An 18,411-nucleotide genomic window follows, 5' to 3' on the forward strand; every position below is an offset into this window, starting at 1 on the left:
ACCCTGAGTGAAGTTACTCACAGGTTGACGTCCAGCCCATATCAGGCGGCTATCTTTAAACAAGGCGATGAAGGTGCGGCGGTCTTGGCGTGTGAACGAGACTTTGCCGTAGGGCTTACTCTCGTAACACGGGACGATCCAATATGTTTCTAGAAATTTAGGGCGAGTTTGGGTATCATGAGAACGTGCCGTATCGTTAACTCCGATAACGGTTTGGTTAGAGGCCCACGAGGTGTTCACAGCACCTTTTGGCCTTGCCATTTTCACCTTTTCAATCTCAAGGTGGACTCCACTTCAAGCGTTTTTTTGACCAGCTTTTTATGTATACTGTTTTCCCGAAATAAGCGGAGATTTCATCAGTGCCAACAAAGGTAGTTAATGCTAGGTCTAAAAAAATGCAGGCCCGCGTTTCACATGAAATAATCAATGAGATGGAAGGTGTAAAAGAGATAGGTGAAAGCGACGCCCAATTCATCGTCACCTCTATGCAAACCGAGATCAAACGCCGGTTGCGCAAAAGGGCTAAGCAAGAGCCCCAAAGCTGAACTACTTCCTCACCGTGCCAAAGGGTGGCACTGCGGGTGCTGCCCTTTTTTTCCTCAGTTGCCTGCACATCTTCTAAACAGCGAATTTTGTTGCTTTGAACATGTCGGGGTCTTAAGACCCCAACCCCTGCTGATTTTGCGAGTTACCGATGGTAACGCACAAAGTTTGAGCAATGTTTGCTGTCTGGACAAACGCCGATGCAGCTTTTTTATTCAAATAGGTTATCTGAACATACCCCCAGCATATGAGCAGAGACTAACCCATTGATTGCATTGCGAGAGGTCTCGGTGACCTCCGGCATAGAGCTGCGATGCTGGCGATATTTTGCGCTCGCCAGTTTTGGCGAACTCAAATTGGAGCGGGAATCACATTTACCGCCATTCAAGGCCGTCACTTTGACTGAGCTAAATATTAAGCTCAATGGGCCAGCCAAGGGGAAGCCTCCTTTCTGGCTGGCCTCTCCCAAGTCTATTGACGCCTCCGTTTCAAACGGAAGCGCGCCACGCGGGAATATATCGCCCACTTGATTTAAGGCGCAGGGAAACCCGTCACGGTCATTAGCCATGTTTGGCATTTTCATATTTAAACCTCGGTTATTTAACTATGTTGTTGCACTATTAATCAGCCTGTTGAGTTAATTTTTTCCGAGTCTCATACCACTGACGTACAGCAGCGGCATCGAAAACAGTCGCACGATCGAATAATTTGATGGGTTTGGGGAAATCCGGCTTTTTAGTATAGCGCCAAACGGTTACTTCACTAACAGCAAGAAATTGAGCAACACTTTTTATGCGAGCATTGCCGGTGGTGGGGAATGATACGGATGTTACCTCATGTGTCTTCATCTACTGTCCTGCCATTTGATTATGTGTGATTGGCAGGCACTCTAGCCTAGAAAATTTTCCGTGATAAGGGAGAGTAGACGTACTTTCCCCCTATAGTAAGTTACTATCCCCTTGCTTTGTTCTGAAGTTTATCGCAGCCCTCAGGTATCTCAATATCACTTCATCGTTAGCTATATGTAATATTGGAATTTCTGAAATGTGTTTTTTTAATTGCAGCAAGCCATTTTTCTGTGCTAATTTCTTTCATCTTTCCCCTACATTCATCAGGGCAAGCACTTAATATATGTATTGCCGCCTTGTATAACTTTTCTCTATTTACCGCGGGCCTTTCTTTGTTCGGATGGGGAGGAATTAAATCAAATGAATTTGCATCAGACTCTTTAAATCCGGCGCTAAATAAAGGAACGTCTTCTTGTCTTTTTTATATAAAAATTCAATATCATCCTTTAATATCCAAAGATTACTTTTTTCAATCGCTTTATTTAACCATACACTGTTACATTTGTAATCTTCAGGAACATCTATACCAAAAAGTTTTTTATACACACCATTTATATATAGACGCATACTGTAGTTTTTAAATTCTTGTTTCAAAAAGGGGAATAGGCCAATATCATCCATCAGTCTTTCACGTCCAAATTCTAGAACCATTAAACTACACAAATCAATTTCCCAAAATACTTTTGTCGCACCACGTAGTAAAAAATACATTTCATCCTCATCCACCTCATAGCCATCTTCACTTTCATTTACATAAAAAATTGAATGTATTATGGTTGGATGCTCATCAATTTCTGGAGAACAAAATAAATCCACTAAATTTTCATTGTCCCTAAATACTTTTAATGTACAGCGGTGTTCATCCAAGTAAACACCTAGTCTTATCGCACCAATAGACCCAAAATGAAGAATATCATCAATATCACACGAGAGAAGCCTTGCAGCTTTCTCGATAGAGCAATACTCCATTGCCGGTATATTGCCCCATAACTCAACCTTTTTTGGATTCAAATCATCATACCTTTAATTAATCATATATAATAATGCTGGCCCTAACCGTTTTCTAATGACACCAACAGCTCTGACCATTTTTCCAAAACTACCCTTCTCTCATCTAAGTATTGATGACGATTATAGATTCCTTCAATACCTTTGATGGTATGGTTAAGGCAGTGTTCTGCCACGATGGGATCAATGCCCAAAGCTGCTAGATGAGTTCTCGCTGTACGTCGAAAATCATGAACTGTGAATGGAGGGACGTCAGGAGGCATATCAGCACGAATTTTTGATAACGCCAAATTAAGAGTATTTTCAGCAATATGGGAGTTTTTGCTATCATTCATTAATCTAGCAGGCAAAATCCGTAAGCGCCCCGTGGAGGACGTCTTGAATTATTGGTGGGTTTGTTGTATGGCCCGGTAAGAATATGTTCCACTACGATGCCTAGTGAACCCGCATCCTATAAGGGACTGCTGTCAAATCATGGATAATCCGGCGATGATAGTGTCCACTTAAATTTTAATGGACACTATCACAAACTTCAGAACCACTAATTTCATATCACTCAAACCGGGATGGGAATAAAAGTTATTAAAATCAATACAATGTGAAAATACAATGAGCATAAGCGTGCAACGTAGGTTTACTGTCTCATACAACAAACCCACCAATAATTCAAGACGTCCTCCACGGGGCGCTTACATCTTCAATAACTTGATGGGGAATTAACAGACGGCGCTGGGCGTACGCTTACTATTGCACCGGCGCGATGTTCGTCCTCGACATCAGCTCCTACTATCTGCTGAAGGGGCGCGATATCGCCTTCGCCAAACGCTCCTTCGCCATCGCCGCCTCCTTCGGCATGGCGGCGGTGCTGTCGGTCATCGTGCTGGGAGATGAGTCCGGCTATGAAATGGGCGACGTGCAAAAAACCAGGCTGGCCGCTGCCACTATCGAGGCGGAATGGAACACCGAGCCGGCGCCGGCCTCCTTCACCCTGTTCGGCCTGCCGAATCAGGAAGACCAGACCAACCATTTCGCGGTGCGGATCCCTTACGCGCTGGGTATTATCGCTACCCGTTCCACCGATCGTCAGGTCACCGGCCTGAAAGATCTGATGACCCAGCATGAGGTGCACATCCGTAACGGGATGAAGGCCTACAGCCTGCTGCTGCTGATCGCCGCTTGTTTCTGGACCGTGCTGCGCAATCGCATCGGTCAGTCCCGCTGGCTGCACCGCGCCATGCTTTATGGCATTCCGCTGCCGTGGATCGCCATCGAGTCCGGCTGGTTTATCGCCGAATACGGCCGTCAGCCCTGGGCTATCGGTGAAATCCTGCCGACTGCGGTCGCCAACTCGACCCTGACCGCCGGCGACATCCTGTTCTCGATGGGGCTGATTTGCGGACTGTACACGCTATTTTTGGTGGCGGAAATGTATCTGATGTTCAAATTCGCGCGTCTGGGGCCGAGCAGTTTGAAAACCGGCAACTACCATTTTGAACAATCGTCCGTTTCCTCGGTGAGCGCACGGTAATACAGGAGCGAATGACTATGTTTGATTATGAAGTATTGCGTGTTGTCTGGTGGTTGCTGATTGGCGTGCTGCTCATCGGCTTCGCCGTCACCGACGGGTTTGATATGGGCGTCGGCATGTTGATGCGCCTGTTTGGCCGCAACGACGTTGAGCGTCGGGTCATGATCAATACCATTGCGCCGCACTGGGACGGTAACCAGGTGTGGCTCATCACCGCCGGCGGCGCCCTGTTCGCCGCCTGGCCGATAGTGTATGCCGCGGCGTTCTCCGGCTTTTACATCGCCATGATTCTGGTGCTGGCCTCGCTGTTCTTCCGCCCGGTCGGTTTCGACTACCGCTCGAAAATCGATGACGCCCGCTGGCGCAATATGTGGGACTGGGGCATCTTCATCGGCAGCTTCATTTCGCCGGTGGTGATCGGGGTGGTGTTCGGCAACCTACTGCAGGGTGTGCCGTTCCATGTGGACGAGTATCTGCGTTTGTATTACACCGGTAATTTCTTCCAGCTGCTTAACCCGTTTGGCCTGCTGGCGGGCATCGTCAGCCTGGCAATGTTCCTGACCCAGGGCGGCACCTATCTGCAAATGCGCACCGGCGGCGATTTGCAGGTGCGGGATGCGCGGCATCACCCAACTTACCGCGCTGGTCACCCTGCTGACGTTCCTGCTGGCCGGTATTTGGGTCGTCAACGGCATCGACGGTTTTACCGTGACCTCGGTTATCGACAGGGCCGCGTAGTCCAACCCGCTGCATAAAGAAGTGGCGCATCAGGCCGGCGCATGGATGGCGAACTACCACGCTTATCCGGGATTATGGTTTGTGCCGGCGCTGGGCGTGCTGCTGCCGCTGCTGACTATCGTCTTTAGCCGCGCGGGGCGCAGCACCTGGGCGTTCATCTTCTCCTCGTTGACCGTGGCCTGCATCATCCTGACCACGGGGATCACGCTGTTCCCGTTCATCATGCCGTCGAGCACGATGCCCAACGCCAGCCTGACCCTATGGGACGCGACTTCGAGTCTGGGGACGTTGAAAGTCATGACGGTGGTGGCGATCATTTTCGTACCGATTGTGCTGCTCTATACCATCTGGTGCTACTACAAAATGTTCGGTCGCATCACTAAAGAACATATTGAACAAAACACGCATTCGCTGTATTGAGTTAAGGAGCTTAACCATGTGGTATTTCGCCTGGATTTTAGGAACGCTGTTGGCCTGCGCCTTCGGCATCATTACTGCGCTGGCCCTTGAGCATCTGGAAGATACGCGCGGCAAGGATGCCCTGAAGTGACAGGGCAAACCCTTGCGGCCCTGTATGGCCTGACGGATAAGCGCCCCCTGCGGGCGCTTACCTTTCCCTCATCATGGCGCTTACGCTTGCGGGCTGTGTTTTCTGGTCGCCCTCCCGTTTCGCCGCCCAGACCAGTCCACTGTCCTGGTAGCAGGGAATCATTATCATTTGGGCGGTTTGCGCCGGTGTGGTTCACGGTACCGGCTTTCGGCCGCGCCGGCGGCGCTGGCGTCTGGTTTTTCTGCCGCTGCCGGCGATGTTGGTCATGATCGGCGCCTTGATTTACAGTTTCTCTTAATAACTTTACGGTCCTTTAAGCCCGCAATGTAAGGGATCTAAAATATTTTCTTTCCCCCCGGCTTACCCATTCCCAATGTGATCTGTCTTGCGTATAGTAAGCACCGTCGTTTTTGCGTTGTTGGACGGTGGAGTGAGTATTTCGTTTTTCCAATGGCCGGTTCGCGTCTATTACGAGGATACCGACGCCGGCGGCGTGGTTTACCATGCACGTTACGTCGCCTTCTATGAACGCGCGCGCACCGAAATGCTACGCGAGCATAATTTCCATCAGCACGCGCTCATGCGCGCGAACGTGGCGTTCGTGGTGCGGCGTATGGCGGTGGAGTATTTTGCCCCTGCGCGCCTGGACGATTTACTCAAGTGGAAAGCGAAATCGTCTCCCTCAAGCGCGCCTCTCTGACCTTTGCACAAGGCATCCTGAATGCTGACGGGCAGTTGCTCAGCCTGGCGGATGTCGTGATCGTATGTGTCGATCTACAGCAATTGAAGCCGATTGCGCTTCCTACGTCTTTTGTCGCGGAGTTCAAGCAGTGACTGACATGAACATCTTTGATCTGTTCCTGAAAGCGGGCTTTCTGGTAAAACTGATCATGCTGATTTTGATATGCTTTTCCATCGCCTCCTGGGCGATCATTATTCAGCGTTCCCGTATTCTGACCTCCGCCGCACGTGAAGCGGAAGCCTTTGAGGATAAATTCTGGTCCGGCATCGAATTGTCCCGCCTGTATCAGGAAAGCCTGACGCGGCGCGACAGCCTGAGCGGCTCCGAGCAGATTTTCTACGCCGGCTTTAAAGAGTTCGCGCGCCTGCATCGCGCCAACAGCCACGCCACCGAGGCGGTGGTGGAGGGCGCCTCGCGCGCCATGCGTATTTCGATGAACCGCGAGCTGGAAGCGCTAGAAACCCATATCCCATTTCTCGGCACCGTCGGCTCCATCAGTCCGTATATCGGTCTGTTCGGCACGGTATGGGGCATCATGCATGCTTTCATCGGGCTTGGCGCGGTTAAACAGGCCACGCTACAGATGGTCGCGCCGGGGATAGCCGAAGCGCTAATCGCCACCGCCATCGGTCTTTTCGCCGCCATTCCCGCGGTCATGGCGTTCAACCGCCTGAGCCTGCGCGTCAACAAGCTTGAGCAGAACTACGACAACTTTACCGAAGAGTTTATCGCCATCCTGCACCGTCAGGCTTTCGCCAGCGATAGAGCTAAGTAAGCAGGAGGGTAGATGATGGCCAGAAGACGCTCGCGCAGAGAAATCAAGTCCGAGATTAACATCGTCCCCTTGCTCGATGTGCTGCTGGTGCTGGTGTTAATTTTTATGGCGACGGCGCCGATTATAACCCAGAGCGTTGAGGTGGATTTGCCCGATGCGACCGACTCCAAAACCGTCGGTAACGATGATAATCCGCCGGTGATCGTCGAGGTGTCAGGTATCGGCCAATACAGTCTGGTGGTCGATCACCAGCGCCAGGAGCAGCTGCCCTCCGAACAGGTGGTTTCCGAGGCGCGCGCCCATATCACCGCCAATCCCAAGACGGTGTTTCTGATAGGCGGCGCCAAGGACGTGCCTTATGATGAGATCATCAAGGCGCTGAACTTACTGCATCAGGCCGGCGTGAAGTCGGTCGGTCTGATGACGCAGCCTATCTGACGGTCGGCTGGTGAAGCGCATTATTACCGGCCAACCCCTTTTTGGGAATAGATTGTGTTGAAGGCTACCGAACAGAACGACAAGCTTAAACGTGCCATTATTCTGTCGATTGCGCTGCATTGTGTCCTGATCGCCGTATTGATCTGGAGCTCGATCCATCAGCCGCAAGAATCCAGCGCGGGCGGCGGCGGGTCGTCCATTGACGCCGTGATGGTCGATCCCGGCGCCGTGGTGCAGCAATATAACCGTCAGCAGCAGCAGCAAACCGATGCGCAGTGGGCGGAGCAGCAGCGTCTCAAAGCGCTGGAGAAACAGCGTCTGGCCGCGCAGGAAGCGGCCGAAGCGCAACAGCGCGAGCAGGCTGAACAGCAAAAACAGGTGGAAGAGGCGGCGAAACAGGCCCAGGCGGAAGCGAAAAAGGCCGCCGCGGCCGACGCCAAAGCCAAAGCCGCCGCCGCGAAGAAAGCCGCGGCGCAGGCCGCCAAGCAGTCCAGCGATGTGGACGCGTTGCTGGGTGGCCTGACCGATGCTAAAAACGAGCCCAAAGCCGGCGGCGCGCCGGCGGGAACCGGTAAGGCTAAACAAAGCGGCGCTAGCGGGGCGGAAATCGATGCCTATAAAGCACAAGTCAGCCGGGCTATCAGCAATAAATTCTACGATGCGTCCAGTTACAGCGGCAGGACGTGCGATCTGCGCATCAAACTGGCGCCTGACGGCTTGCTGATCTCGGTCACCGCCGTAGGCGGCGATCCGGCGCTGTGTCAAGCGGCGGTATCCGCGGCGAAGCTGGCGACCATACCGCGGCCGCCCAGTCCGCAGGTTTATGAAGTTTTCAAAAATGCGACGCTCGGATTCTCGCCTCAGTAAATCCACGTAGCAGAATGCAATGTTTATCAAATAGTCCTGATGCGGTTTAAGATTTATACTATGTTGTCTAACGGGAAGATGTAGTGTTGTTTAACCCGACAAGTTTACAATTCTGCAATTGCGACCGTCGCCTTAGGCGTCGGTTTGGGAGATGAAATGAAGCAGGCATTTCGAGTAGCGTTAGGTTTATTAATTTTATGGGCTTTCGTGTTGCATGCTGAAGTGCGCATTGAAATCACCCAAGGAGTGGATTCAGCCCGGCCCATCGGGGTGGTGCCGTTTAAGTGGGCGGGGCCCGGCGCGGCGCCCGAAGATATCGGTGGGATTGTCGCCGCCGACCTGCGCAACAGCGGTAAATTCAACCCGCTAGACACCTCCCGCCTGCCGCCGCCGGCCACCGCCGCGGAAGTCACCCCGGCCGCCTGGACGGCGCTGGGTATCGACGCCGTGGTGGTGGGGCAGGTGCAGCCGAGCGCGGACGGCAGCTACATGGTATCTTATCAATTGGTGGATACCTCGGGTAATCCCGGTGCCATTTTAGTGCAGAACCAATTCAAAGCACCGCGCAAATGGCTGCGTTGGTCCGCGCATGCCGTTAGCGATGAGAGTTTTGAAAAGCTGACCGGTATCAAGGGTGCGTTCCGCACACGCATCGCCTACGTGGTGCAAACCAACGGCGGTCAGTTCCCCTACGAATTGCGGGTAGCGGATTACGACGGTTATAACCAGACGCCGGTACACCGTTCGCCGCAGCCGCTAATGTCGCCGGCCTGGTCCCCTGACGGCAGCAAACTGGCCTATGTCACCTTTGAAAGCGGTCGCTCGGCGTTGGTTATCCAGACATTGGATAGCGGCGCTGTCCGTCAGGTGGCGAGTTTCCCGCAGCACAACGGCGCGCCGGCTTTCTCGCCGGACGGCAACAAGCTGGCCTTCGCGCTGTCGAAGACCGGCAGCCTGAATTTGTATGTGATGGATCTAGGATCGGGTCAGATTCATCAGGTGACCGACGGTCGCAGCAACAATACAGAGCCGACCTGGTTCCCGGACAGCCAGACGCTGGCGTATACCTCCGACCAGGGCTGCCGTCCGCAGGTGTATAAAATCAATATCAATGGCGGTACGCCGCAGCGCCTGTCCTGGGAAGGCTCCCAGAATCAGGATGCCGACGTTAGCTCGGACGGCAAGTTCCTGGCTATGGTCAGCAGCAACAATGGCGCGCAGCATATCGCTAAACTGGATCTGGCAACGGGAGCCGTACAAGTATTGACGGACACGTTCCTGGATGAGACGCCTAGCGTCGCTCCCAATGGCACAATGGTTATCTACAGCGCTTTGCAAGGGCTGGGTTCCGTGTTACAGCTGGTCTCGACTGATGGGCGTTTCAAAGCGCGTCTTCCGGCAACCGATGGACAGGTCAAATTTCCTGCCTGGTCGCCGTATCTGTGATGCATGTGTAAATGTGTATGGCAAACTATAAAAGGAATATGAGATGCAACTGAACAAAGTGCTGAAAGGGCTTATGTTGGCGGTGCCGGTTATGGCGATTGCCGCATGTAGTTCTCACAAAAGCGCCAACAATGGTGACGAATCTGCCATGGGCGCCGGTGCTGGCACTGGCATGGACATGAACGGCAACAACGCGTCGTCCGACGAGCAGGCTCGTCTGCAGATGCAAGAGCTTCAGCGCAACAATATCGTTTACTTCGATTTGGACAAATACGATATCCGCTCTGAATTCGCTCAGATGCTTGACGCTCACGCCAATTTCCTGCGCAGCAACCCGTCCTACAAAGTGACCATTGAAGGCCACGCGGACGAACGCGGTACGCCGGAATACAACATCGCCCTGGGCGAACGCCGCACCAATGCCGTGAAGATGTATCTTCAGGGTAAAGGCGTTTCCGCCGATCAGATCGCTATCGTATCTTACGGTAAAGAGAAACCGGCCGTACTGGGTCACGACGAAGCGGCTTGTGCCAAAAACCGTCGTGCCGTCCTGGTCTACTAAGAGTCTTGCATGAGCAATAACTTCAGACCTTATCTGTTGAGTCTGTCGTTATTGGTTGGTGTAGCGGCCCCCTGGGCCGCTACCGCCCAAGCGCCAATCAGTAATGTCGGCTCCGGCTCGATAGAAGACCGGGTCACTCAACTTGAGCGTATTTCCAATGCGCACAGTCAACTGCTAACCCAGCTTCAGCAGCAGCTCGCCGATAATCAACGCGATATCGACTCGCTGCGCGGCCAGATTCAGGAAAACCAATACCAGCTGTCGCAGGTCGTCGAGCGGCAAAAACAGATCTACCAGCAGATGGACAGCCTCTCCAGCCAGGCGCCCTCCGCTTCCCAGGACGGTCAGCCCCAGGCGTCCACGTCCACCGACGGCGGCAGCCAAGGCGCGGCGCCGGCCGCCGATAAGGCAACCGCCGGCAGCGGCGACGCCAACATCGACTATAATGAGGCAGTGGCGCTGGTGCTGGAGAAAAAACAGTACGACCAGGCCATTAGCACATTCCGCAACTTTGTTAAACGTTACCCTGATTCCACCTATCAACCCAACGCCAATTACTGGCTTGGGCAGCTCAATTATAATCAGGGTAAAAAAGACGATGCGCTCTATTATTTCGCCCTGGTGGCGAAGACCTACCCCAAATCCCCTAAAGCGCCCGACGCATTGTTGAAGGTGGGCGTCATCATGCAGGAGAAAGGCCAGAAAGATAAAGCCCGGGCGGTTTATCAGCAGGTCGGAAAACTGTATCCCAGCGCCGAGGCGACCAAGCAGGCGCAAAAACGGCTGGCGGGACTGTAACCATGACGGGTCTGAACGGGGCAGGGCGGCGTAAAACGGGTCAGAATGCTAGAAGATCAGGCAGTTGGCCGCGCTTGAACTAATTAATGGTTGCGTCAAAATTTATAATAAGTAATATATGCTGCCGTTGCCCGGGGAAAGCTGATTTCCTCTGGCCGCGGTTGTCATCGGGTATCGGGGTCGTTAGCTCAGTTGGTAGAGCAGTTGACTTTTAATCAATTGGTCGCAGGTTCGAATCCTGCACGACCCACCATCCTTCGCCTGGTTACCTTATCTCTCACTCTCCATGTTTAGCCGCCGTCGTGCGCGCGGATGATCAAATGACACACGATTTGAAGACGCGTCTGTGTTACCCACTAAACATTTTTTAGCCAAAACGCAGAAAATAGGCGCGACAACGGGCTATAAATCTCGTATTTTGTTTAGCATACAAAACCCAGACTTTCGCCAGGCGGTAACTTGCGTTCTTAATGGCCCGGTGCGGCGACTGCGTAGCGCCAGAGAGCAGCGATGAGTGAACTAATCGACGATTTTGCCCCCCATTACCCTTTCCCGCCCAAACCCGCGGCGTTGAAGGAGGAGGAAAAGGCCGGCTTGCGGGAGCGCATTGCACGTCTGCTAAAGGCGCGCAACGCGGTTATCGTGGCCCACTATTATACCGATCCGGAGATCCAGGCGCTGGCGGAAGCAACCGGCGGCTCTGCGGGGCGGATTCGCTGGAGATGGCGCGTTTTGGCAGCAGCCCGCCGGCCACCACGCTGCTGGTGGCCGGCGGGCGCTTCATGGGCAGATCTTAAGTCCGGAGAAAACCGTGCTGATGCCGACGCTGCACGCGGAATGCTCACTCGATCTCGGCTGTCCGGAGGCAGCGTTCAGCGCGTTTTGCGATACTCACCACGACCGAACGGTGGTGGTGTACGCCAACACCTCCGCCGCGGTCAAAGCGCGCGCTGACTGGGTAGTGACGTCCAGTATCGCGGTTGAGCTTATCGATCATCTCGACAGTCTGGGAGAGAAGATTATCTGGGCGCCGGACCGCCATCTTGGCCGCTATGTGCAAAAACAGACCGGTGCGGATATGCTGTGCTGGCAAAGCGCCTGTATTGTGCATGATGAATTTAAGACCCAGGCGCTGCGCCGCATGAAAAGATTCTATCCCGACGTGGCCGTGCTGGTCCATCCCGAATCACCGCAGGCGGTGGTCGATTTGGCCGATGCGGTTGGTTCCACCAGCCAGCTGATTCAGGCGGCCAAAACCTTGCCGCAGCAGCAGATGATTGTGGCCACCGATCGCGGTATTTTTTTCAAGATGCAGCAGGCGTGCCCGGAGAAGACCTTATTAGCGGCACCGACCGCCGGGGAGGGCGCAACCTGCCGTAGCTGCGCGCATTGTCCGTGGATGGCGATGAACGGGCTCAAGGCTATCGCGGCGGGGCTCGAACGGGGCGGCGTGGAGCATGAGATACGGGTCGAGGAAGCCGTGCGTCAGCGGGCGTTGGTACCACTGAATCGTATGCTGGCTTTCGCGGCCGATCTTAAGCGCCGCTAAGATCACAGTGCGGGAGGCGCATTGAGCTGACAGCCGTGAAGATTGGCGCGCTGGTTGCGCCTGAGCTGGCCGCCGCGCAGAGATTGGCGTGCAGGTTGCGCCTGAGCGGGCGACCTCAGCTTAGCAGGCCGCAACCCGGCGGCACGTGGCCGTATCGGGCGCGATGACAGGAGGCGGACGTGATTATCGCTCAAATCTCAGACATTCATGCGGCAGCCGATAACGATAACCTGTCCAGGCTAGACCGTGCCCTGGCGTGGCTTGATATTATCGCGCCGGACGTTCTCGTCCTCACCGGTGACCTGATAGATAATGGCGAGATCGAGGACTATACGGCGATAGCGGCCCGACTGGCAACCCGTCCCTATCCCGCCTTCATCCTACCGGGGAATTCCGATAACAGGGCAGCTATGCGCACCGTCTTGAACGCGCGCTACTGGACCGACGCGGGAAAGGGGCCGCTACATTTTGTGATGAATTTCAAAAAATTGCGTCTTATCGGCCTGGATACTACCGTGGAGGGAACCGCGACGGGTCAGGGGGCGGGGCACCTGTCGTGGCTGCAGGATGCGTTGTTGGCAAAAGGCCCCTCGGCGTCGATGCTGTTTTTACATCATCACGTCTTCGAGTGCGGCATCGCGCCTATGGATCGCATCATGTGCGGAGGATCGGCGGCGTTGGGCGCGCTACTGCGCGATCATCCGCGTCGACCGCTCGCGCTCGCGACAGGCCATGCGCATCGCCCCGCGGCAGGCACGCTGGCGGGCATACCCGCCTACCTCTCTGGCTCGATTTGCCCCGCCAACCCGTTGTGGTTGGGGTCGGCGACGATACCCCCCGCGGCCGATCCCCCCGCGCTGATGATCCACCGCTTGGCAAACGGCTCCCTCGCTAGCCACTTTATTGTCGTTTGAGTCCGCCGCCATGTCCGGTTTATCTTTGTTCGGCTATCGGCTATCGAGTATCAGCGAACAACCTTTGGTTTTTGGCTACCGGCTACCGGCTACCGGCCAACAACCTTCGGCTTACGATCAGCGGTTGCCTACAAAAGGGGAAAGAGTGAGCGGCAACGTTAACCCCCAGGCCGGGTTACGGCCCGGCCGAGGGCCCCGCAACGTTAATGATGGTGATGGGCGTGCAGGTTCACCGCGCCCTGATGAATCACGCAATTATCTTCTTCGCAGCGCTGATACTCCATTTGGATGGTCGCATGCCCGATGTGATAGTGCTCAAGCAGATAATCCTGAATGCGGTGCAAGAGCCCGTCGTGGTCGCGCGGCGGAATGACCTGCACATGCAGCGTCATCAACGGCCGCTCGCCGACCTGCCAGAGATGGACATGATGAATATTGCGCACTTCAGGAATATTGCGCGTCATTTCGCGCTTGAGTTTCTCAATATCGAACTGCTGTGGGGTACCTTCCAGCAACTCGTGCAGGCTTTCACGCAGCAACCGCCAGCCGCTGCGCAACACGAGACAAGAAACCAGAATCGACAGCAGCGGGTCAATAGGCAGCCAGCCCGTGTAGAGGATCACCAGCGCGGCGATAATGGCGCCGACTGAGCCGAACAAATCCCCCAAAACATGCAGCGCGGCCGCACGCAGATTGATATTTTTTTCGCCGCTGCCGCCGTGCAGCAGCCAGAACGATAAAATATTCGCCACCAGCCCGGCGACGGCGATGGACATCATGGTCCAGCCGGCGATGGGCTGGGGGGCGAGAAAGCGATGCGCGGCTTCCCAGACGATCATCACCGTGATAAACAGCAGCGCCAGCGCATTGAGAAACGCAGCCAGCGTGGTTAAACGCAGATAACCGAAGGTGTGGCGGCTATTGGGCCGGCGGGCGGCAAAGCGTACCGCCAGTAACGCCATCAGCAGCGCGGCGGTATCGGTCAGCATATGCCCTGCATCCGCCAGCAACGCCAGCGATCCTGATAGCCAGCCGCCGACCGCCTCGACAAGCATAAACAGCGCCGTGACGACAAAAGCCACCAGCAGGCGTTTATGTGCGCCTGTTTCCGCATCAGGGGATGGGTGGTCATGTCCGTGCCCGCGGTGGCCACCGTGGGGCGCCGGCGTTGCGGCTACAGGTGTGTGGGAATACATAGGATCTGCCGGCATAAATTTTCCTGTTCTGTCTGGCGCGAAACAGCCGCTGGCCGCTTCGCCTGTGTCTCTTTCGCGGCCCGGGTAGCCAACAGAGTATATCGGTTCTTGGCCGCAATGCCCTATCAGTTTAGGTGCAGTCCTCGCGTTTTAACCTGCGTGTTGTCTCTCGAGCTCTCGCGGCAAAGGCGTTGCCCGCAGGGTATTCGCGTCAAGTATTTGCGCATACGTGCGCCGGTAGAGGCATCTGCGGGCCGCCCTTCACTTACCGTTGCACGGGGGCGAGGTGTCCGTAGGGGGGCGACCAAATCCTTGAACGCGATTGGCAAAATCGGTCAGCCCGGGCAGTAGGGCTTGCCGAACTTGAGACGACAGAGGCCGCGTGGGTGAAAAAAATCAGGCCGGAGCCTGATTTTATCTGCCCGACCTAGGGACGGGCAATTAAGCCGTATGACAGTCCCGTCGAGGCTTACTGCGTTGTACCATCAGTTTTGGTGCCGTCCGGCGATCCGGTGCCGGTGGTACCGGTTTCTACTTTCTTGTTGACGTCCGGACAACGGCCGTCTTTACACATAGTGTTTTTATGCTGCTCGGTTTTATTTAGACCCGAGGCATCGGTACCGGTAGGGGTGCCGGTGGTATTCGTATTAGTTCTGATATTATTAATATACTTATTATCAACGATATTTGGTGCGTTGTTTTGCAGTTCAGGCACGCCGCCGTCGCTGCCGCCTGTGTTAGAACCCGTCCCGGGTGCCGCCATTACCGCGCCACTGCCGAGCGTCATAGCCGTCGTAAGAAAAAGCATTGCCATTTTTTTGCTGATGTTCGTCTGCATAGTTTTTCCTCTTAACCCGTTTTGGTAAAGCCCCGCAGGTAAAAACCTGTTGGAGAGAGAATGTCGAGACGCAGAGCATCCCGCTGCGAAAAAAAAATGAAAGCCAGCGCTGACCGGAGTTAAGTGCCGGTTATCTTTGGCTTATCATAAATTATGCATACTAAAGAATTAGCCAATATCAAATTTGTTGGCTTTTAATAACGCTTTGTGGATTTACAGCCTGCACCACAAGGGATAGATTGGATCGCCTTTTTTAATCTTGTCGTCGTGCCTGGAGCTAAGTAGATTTAACATGAATTACCAAAATGATGATTTACGCATTACCGAGATCAACGAATTGCTGCCGCCGGTAGCATTATTGGAAAAATATCCGGCGACGGACCGCGCAGCGAGTACCGTTTCCGCCGCGCGTTCGGCTGTCCACAAGATCCTCAAAGGTAATGATGATCGTCTACTGGTAGTGATTGGCCCCTGCTCGATTCACGATCCCGAAGCTGCCCTGGAATATGCCGGGCGCTTGCTTAAGCTGCGCGAAAGCCTGAGCAGCGAGCTGGAGGTGGTCATGCGGGTGTATTTTGAGAAACCGCGCACCACGGTCGACTGGAAGGGGCTAATCAACGATCACCACATGGACGGCAGTTTCCAAATCAACGAGGGTCTGCGTATCGCGCGCTGTTTATTGTTGGCGATTAACGACAGCGGTCTGCCCGCGGCGGGCGAGTTCCTCGATATGATCACCCCGCAATATCTGGCTGATTTGATGAGCTGGGGCGCTATCGGCGCCCGCACCACCGAATCTCAGGTACACCGTGAGCTGGCTTCCGGACTCTCCTGCCCTGTGGATTTCAAAAACGACACCGACGGCACCATAAAAGTTGCCATTGACGCCATTAACGCCGCCGGCGCGCCTCACTGCTTTTTGTCGGTCACCAAATGGGGCCATTCCGCTATCGTCAACACCAGCGGCAACGCCGACTGTCATATCATTTTGCGCGGCGGTCGTGAGCCCAACTACAGCACCCATCACGTGCAGGCCGTGAAGGAAGGGCTCACCAAGGCCGGGCTGCCGGCGCTGGTGATGATCGATTGCAGCCACGCCAACAGCAGCAAACAGTTCAAAAAGCAAATGACGGTAGCGGAGGATGTCTGCCAACAGTTGGCTGCGGGTGAAACCGGTATTATCGGGGTGATGGTGGAAAGTCATCTGGTGGAAGGGAACCAGGGCGCCGAGCCAGGTGCGCTGGTTTACGGTCAGAGCGTGACGGACGCCTGTATCGGTTGGGATGATACCGAAAGCATGCTGACGCCGCTTGCGCAGGCGGTGCGTGCGCGCCGGCAGAAATAACAAAACCGCGCCGGATCTCCCCAATGAGGGCAGCGCCGGCGCGACGTCGTCTCGGCGCCCTCAGCGGGGCGCGTTAGTTATTTCGCTTTACCCTGATTAGCGACCGCGGCGGCTTTAGCGGCAATCTCGTCAGCGTTGCCGAGGTAGTAGTGCTTAATCGGCTTCATATTGTCGTCGAATTCGTACACCAGCGGTACGCCGGTCGGGATATTCAGTTCCAGAATCTCTTCTTCGCTCAGATTGTCCAGGAATTTCACCATGGCGCGAATGGAGTTGCCGTGGGCGGCGATAATGATCCGTTCACCGCTCTTCATGCGAGGCAGAATCGTTTCGTTCCAGTAAGGAATCACGCGATCGATGGTTAACGCCAGGCTTTCGGTGGTGGGCAATTCGGCGGCGGTCAAGTTGGCATAGCGTGCATCGTGCCCCGGGAAGCGCTCGTCATCGCGGGTCAGTTCCGGCGGGGTGATCGCGAAACCGCGACGCCACTGTTTAACCTGTTCATCGCCGTATTTCTCCGCGGTTTCGGCTTTGTTGAGTCCCTGCAGCGCGCCGTAGTGGCGCTCGTTCAGCCGCCAGGATTTTTCCACCGGCAGCCAGGCCTGATCCAATTCGTCCAGGACGCCCCATAGGGTGTGAATGGCGCGTTTCAGTATAGAGGTATAGGCAAAATCGAACACATAGCCTTCCGCCTTCAGTACCTGGCCCGCTTGCTTCGCTTCGGTGTGGCCCTTGTCAGACAGGTCAACATCGGTCCAACCGGTGAAACGGTTTTCATTGTTCCACTGGCTTTCGCAGTGACGTATCAGAACCAGTTTAGTTACAGCCATTACGCGACTCCTCAAAGTCCTAAGATTTTCATGATAACTCCACGCATTATATGGCCTGCTTATACAGGCGGCAACCGCCAGGGGGCCGACAGCAGGAATAAATCTCACAAGCCAACCGTTTATAGCGCCAGGAACCGATAACGGGTTTGCGAATCGTCGGCTTTAGCCAGCGTGCGGGCTGTGGCCATTCTGGATGATGCGGGCTGTCGGGCAAAAATTCGCTTTCCAGCGCGACCCCGCTGTAGTTGAGGTATTCGCCGCCTTGGCGAGCCGGCGTGCCGGCGAGGAAGTTGCCGGTATACAGCTGAATGGCCGGCGCAGTGGTAAACACCTCCATTTGTACTTCGCCGTCGGCCGACCAAAGACGGGCCGCGGGTTCCTCGGCGCTGCTCAGGCCTGGATACAGCAGATAACCATGATCGTAGCCCTTCATGCGCTGCTGATCGCGGTCACGCAGGAAATCGGCGGCGATCGTTTTCGGCTGGCGGAAATCCATGCCGGTATTGTTGACATCGGTTGGATTGGCACAGGGAATGCCCTCGCTGTCCACCGGCAGGTATTGGTTGGCCATGATCTGCAGGCGCTGTTGGCGAATATCGCTGTTGGCGCCGTGTAAGCGTACGCCCAGCGCCGTCTGTTAATTCCCCATCAAGTTATTGAAGATGATGTCCATTATTTTTTTAATGGGCGCAATTCATGAAACAAACCCACCAAAACCCTCAAGACGTCGTCCCAATTTCCCGCTGGACTTTAACATTAAGCTGGTTGAGCAGGCGCTCCAGCCCGGCGTATCCATTGCCAAGCTGGCACGGGATAATGGTATCAATGACCATTTGCTGTTCAACTGGCGCCAGCTCTACCGTCAGGGCAAGTTCGGTGTCCAACCTAAAATCCCC

Annotated in this window: 16 protein-coding genes, 1 tRNA gene and 9 pseudogenes; 17 read left to right on the forward strand and 9 right to left on the reverse strand. The window is 54.7% G+C overall.

Annotated elements, in window-relative coordinates:
• Positions 1-240 (reverse strand): annotated as a pseudogene (locus ACMX3H_RS07755) (hypothetical protein); the annotation flags it as partial.
• Positions 241-359: 119 nt separating this feature from the next.
• Here ACMX3H_RS07755 and ACMX3H_RS07760 point away from each other — a divergent pair.
• A complete protein-coding gene (locus ACMX3H_RS07760; protein WP_415210400.1) occupies positions 360-545 on the forward strand; it encodes a YlcI/YnfO family protein in 186 nt (61 codons plus the stop codon).
• 209 nt (positions 546-754) lie between these two features.
• Here the strand turns inward: ACMX3H_RS07760 and ACMX3H_RS07765 are convergent, their stop codons facing one another.
• From ACMX3H_RS07765 to ACMX3H_RS07780, 4 genes and pseudogenes are all read right to left on the reverse strand, one after another.
• On the reverse strand, positions 755-1,126 hold the full coding sequence (locus ACMX3H_RS07765) for a hypothetical protein (protein ID WP_415210401.1): 372 nt from the start codon (positions 1,124-1,126) through the stop codon (positions 755-757).
• Between the two features lie 37 nt (positions 1,127-1,163).
• Positions 1,164-1,391, reverse strand: a complete 228-nt coding sequence (locus ACMX3H_RS07770; RefSeq protein ID WP_415210402.1) for a helix-turn-helix transcriptional regulator — start codon at positions 1,389-1,391, stop codon at positions 1,164-1,166.
• Between the two features lie 351 nt (positions 1,392-1,742).
• Complete coding sequence (locus tag ACMX3H_RS07775; RefSeq protein ID WP_415210403.1) at positions 1,743-2,402, reverse strand: hypothetical protein; 660 nt, start codon at positions 2,400-2,402, stop codon at positions 1,743-1,745.
• A gap of 41 nt (positions 2,403-2,443) precedes the next feature.
• Positions 2,444-2,752 (reverse strand): annotated as a pseudogene (locus tag ACMX3H_RS07780) (tyrosine-type recombinase/integrase); the annotation flags it as partial.
• 392 nt (positions 2,753-3,144) lie between these two features.
• Between ACMX3H_RS07780 and ACMX3H_RS07785 the strand changes: the two are divergent.
• The 14 genes and pseudogenes from ACMX3H_RS07785 to ACMX3H_RS07850 all read left to right on the forward strand — a co-directional run.
• A pseudogene (locus ACMX3H_RS07785) lies at positions 3,145-3,927 on the forward strand (cytochrome ubiquinol oxidase subunit I); the annotation flags it as partial.
• 17 nt (positions 3,928-3,944) lie between these two features.
• Positions 3,945-5,085 (forward strand): annotated as a pseudogene (gene cydB, locus ACMX3H_RS07790) (cytochrome d ubiquinol oxidase subunit II).
• Between the two features lie 16 nt (positions 5,086-5,101).
• Complete coding sequence (gene cydX / locus ACMX3H_RS07795; protein WP_071882029.1) at positions 5,102-5,215, forward strand: cytochrome bd-I oxidase subunit CydX; 114 nt, start codon at positions 5,102-5,104, stop codon at positions 5,213-5,215.
• Positions 5,212-5,513: pseudogene (gene ybgE, locus ACMX3H_RS07800) on the forward strand (cyd operon protein YbgE). Before cydX ends, ybgE begins: the two are co-directional and overlap by 4 nt.
• Positions 5,514-5,645: 132 nt before the next feature.
• Positions 5,646-6,049, forward strand: a pseudogene (gene ybgC, locus ACMX3H_RS07805) (tol-pal system-associated acyl-CoA thioesterase).
• Positions 6,046-6,732, forward strand: coding sequence for a Tol-Pal system protein TolQ (gene tolQ / locus ACMX3H_RS07810; RefSeq protein WP_415210404.1), 687 nt, complete (start codon positions 6,046-6,048; stop codon positions 6,730-6,732). The pseudogene ybgC and the gene tolQ overlap by 4 nt, the downstream one beginning before the upstream one ends.
• 15 nt (positions 6,733-6,747) lie before the next feature.
• Entirely contained in the window at positions 6,748-7,170 is a 423-nt protein-coding gene (tolR, locus tag ACMX3H_RS07815) for a colicin uptake protein TolR (protein WP_415210414.1), read from the forward strand.
• A gap of 54 nt (positions 7,171-7,224) precedes the next feature.
• On the forward strand, positions 7,225-8,037 hold the full coding sequence (gene tolA / locus ACMX3H_RS07820) for a cell envelope integrity protein TolA (RefSeq protein WP_415210405.1): 813 nt from the start codon (positions 7,225-7,227) through the stop codon (positions 8,035-8,037).
• A 156-nt stretch (positions 8,038-8,193) separates the two neighbouring features.
• Positions 8,194-9,483 carry a Tol-Pal system beta propeller repeat protein TolB gene (tolB, locus tag ACMX3H_RS07825; protein ID WP_415210406.1) on the forward strand — a complete coding sequence of 430 codons (1,290 nt, stop codon included), beginning with the start codon at positions 8,194-8,196 and terminating at the stop codon, positions 9,481-9,483.
• Between the two features lie 43 nt (positions 9,484-9,526).
• Positions 9,527-10,045, forward strand: a complete 519-nt coding sequence (pal, locus tag ACMX3H_RS07830) for a peptidoglycan-associated lipoprotein Pal (protein WP_415210407.1) — start codon at positions 9,527-9,529, stop codon at positions 10,043-10,045.
• A gap of 9 nt (positions 10,046-10,054) precedes the next feature.
• Positions 10,055-10,843, forward strand: coding sequence for a cell division protein CpoB (gene cpoB, locus ACMX3H_RS07835; protein ID WP_415210408.1), 789 nt, complete (start codon positions 10,055-10,057; stop codon positions 10,841-10,843).
• A gap of 177 nt (positions 10,844-11,020) precedes the next feature.
• Positions 11,021-11,096 (forward strand) — tRNA-Lys (locus tag ACMX3H_RS07840).
• A 257-nt stretch (positions 11,097-11,353) separates the two neighbouring features.
• A pseudogene (nadA, locus tag ACMX3H_RS07845) lies at positions 11,354-12,392 on the forward strand (quinolinate synthase NadA).
• Between the two features lie 179 nt (positions 12,393-12,571).
• The gene (locus ACMX3H_RS07850) at positions 12,572-13,306 is read left to right on the forward strand and encodes a metallophosphoesterase (RefSeq protein ID WP_415210409.1); all 735 of its coding nucleotides are present in this window, start codon (positions 12,572-12,574) and stop codon (positions 13,304-13,306) included.
• 203 nt (positions 13,307-13,509) lie between these two features.
• On the opposite strand, the gene zitB is transcribed toward ACMX3H_RS07850, so the two are convergent.
• Complete coding sequence (gene zitB / locus ACMX3H_RS07855) at positions 13,510-14,502, reverse strand: CDF family zinc transporter ZitB (RefSeq protein ID WP_415210410.1); 993 nt, start codon at positions 14,500-14,502, stop codon at positions 13,510-13,512.
• Between the two features lie 469 nt (positions 14,503-14,971).
• On the reverse strand, positions 14,972-15,340 hold the full coding sequence (locus ACMX3H_RS07860; RefSeq protein WP_415210411.1) for a YbgS-like family protein: 369 nt from the start codon (positions 15,338-15,340) through the stop codon (positions 14,972-14,974).
• A 292-nt stretch (positions 15,341-15,632) separates the two neighbouring features.
• On the opposite strand from ACMX3H_RS07860, the gene aroG reads away from it, so the two are divergent.
• Entirely contained in the window at positions 15,633-16,685 is a 1,053-nt protein-coding gene (gene aroG / locus ACMX3H_RS07865) for a 3-deoxy-7-phosphoheptulonate synthase AroG (RefSeq protein ID WP_415210412.1), read from the forward strand.
• Positions 16,686-16,762: 77 nt separating this feature from the next.
• On the opposite strand, the gene gpmA is transcribed toward aroG, so the two are convergent.
• Entirely contained in the window at positions 16,763-17,515 is a 753-nt protein-coding gene (gene gpmA, locus ACMX3H_RS07870; protein ID WP_415210413.1) for a 2,3-diphosphoglycerate-dependent phosphoglycerate mutase, read from the reverse strand.
• A gap of 46 nt (positions 17,516-17,561) precedes the next feature.
• A pseudogene (locus ACMX3H_RS07875) lies at positions 17,562-18,131 on the reverse strand (hypothetical protein); the annotation flags it as partial.
• 103 nt (positions 18,132-18,234) lie between these two features.
• On the opposite strand from ACMX3H_RS07875, the pseudogene ACMX3H_RS07880 reads away from it, so the two are divergent.
• Positions 18,235-18,411: pseudogene (locus ACMX3H_RS07880) on the forward strand (transposase); the annotation flags it as partial.

This window comes from Sodalis sp. (in: enterobacteria) (genome assembly GCF_047607725.1).
Taxonomy (GTDB): domain Bacteria; phylum Pseudomonadota; class Gammaproteobacteria; order Enterobacterales; family Enterobacteriaceae; genus JBLKSS01.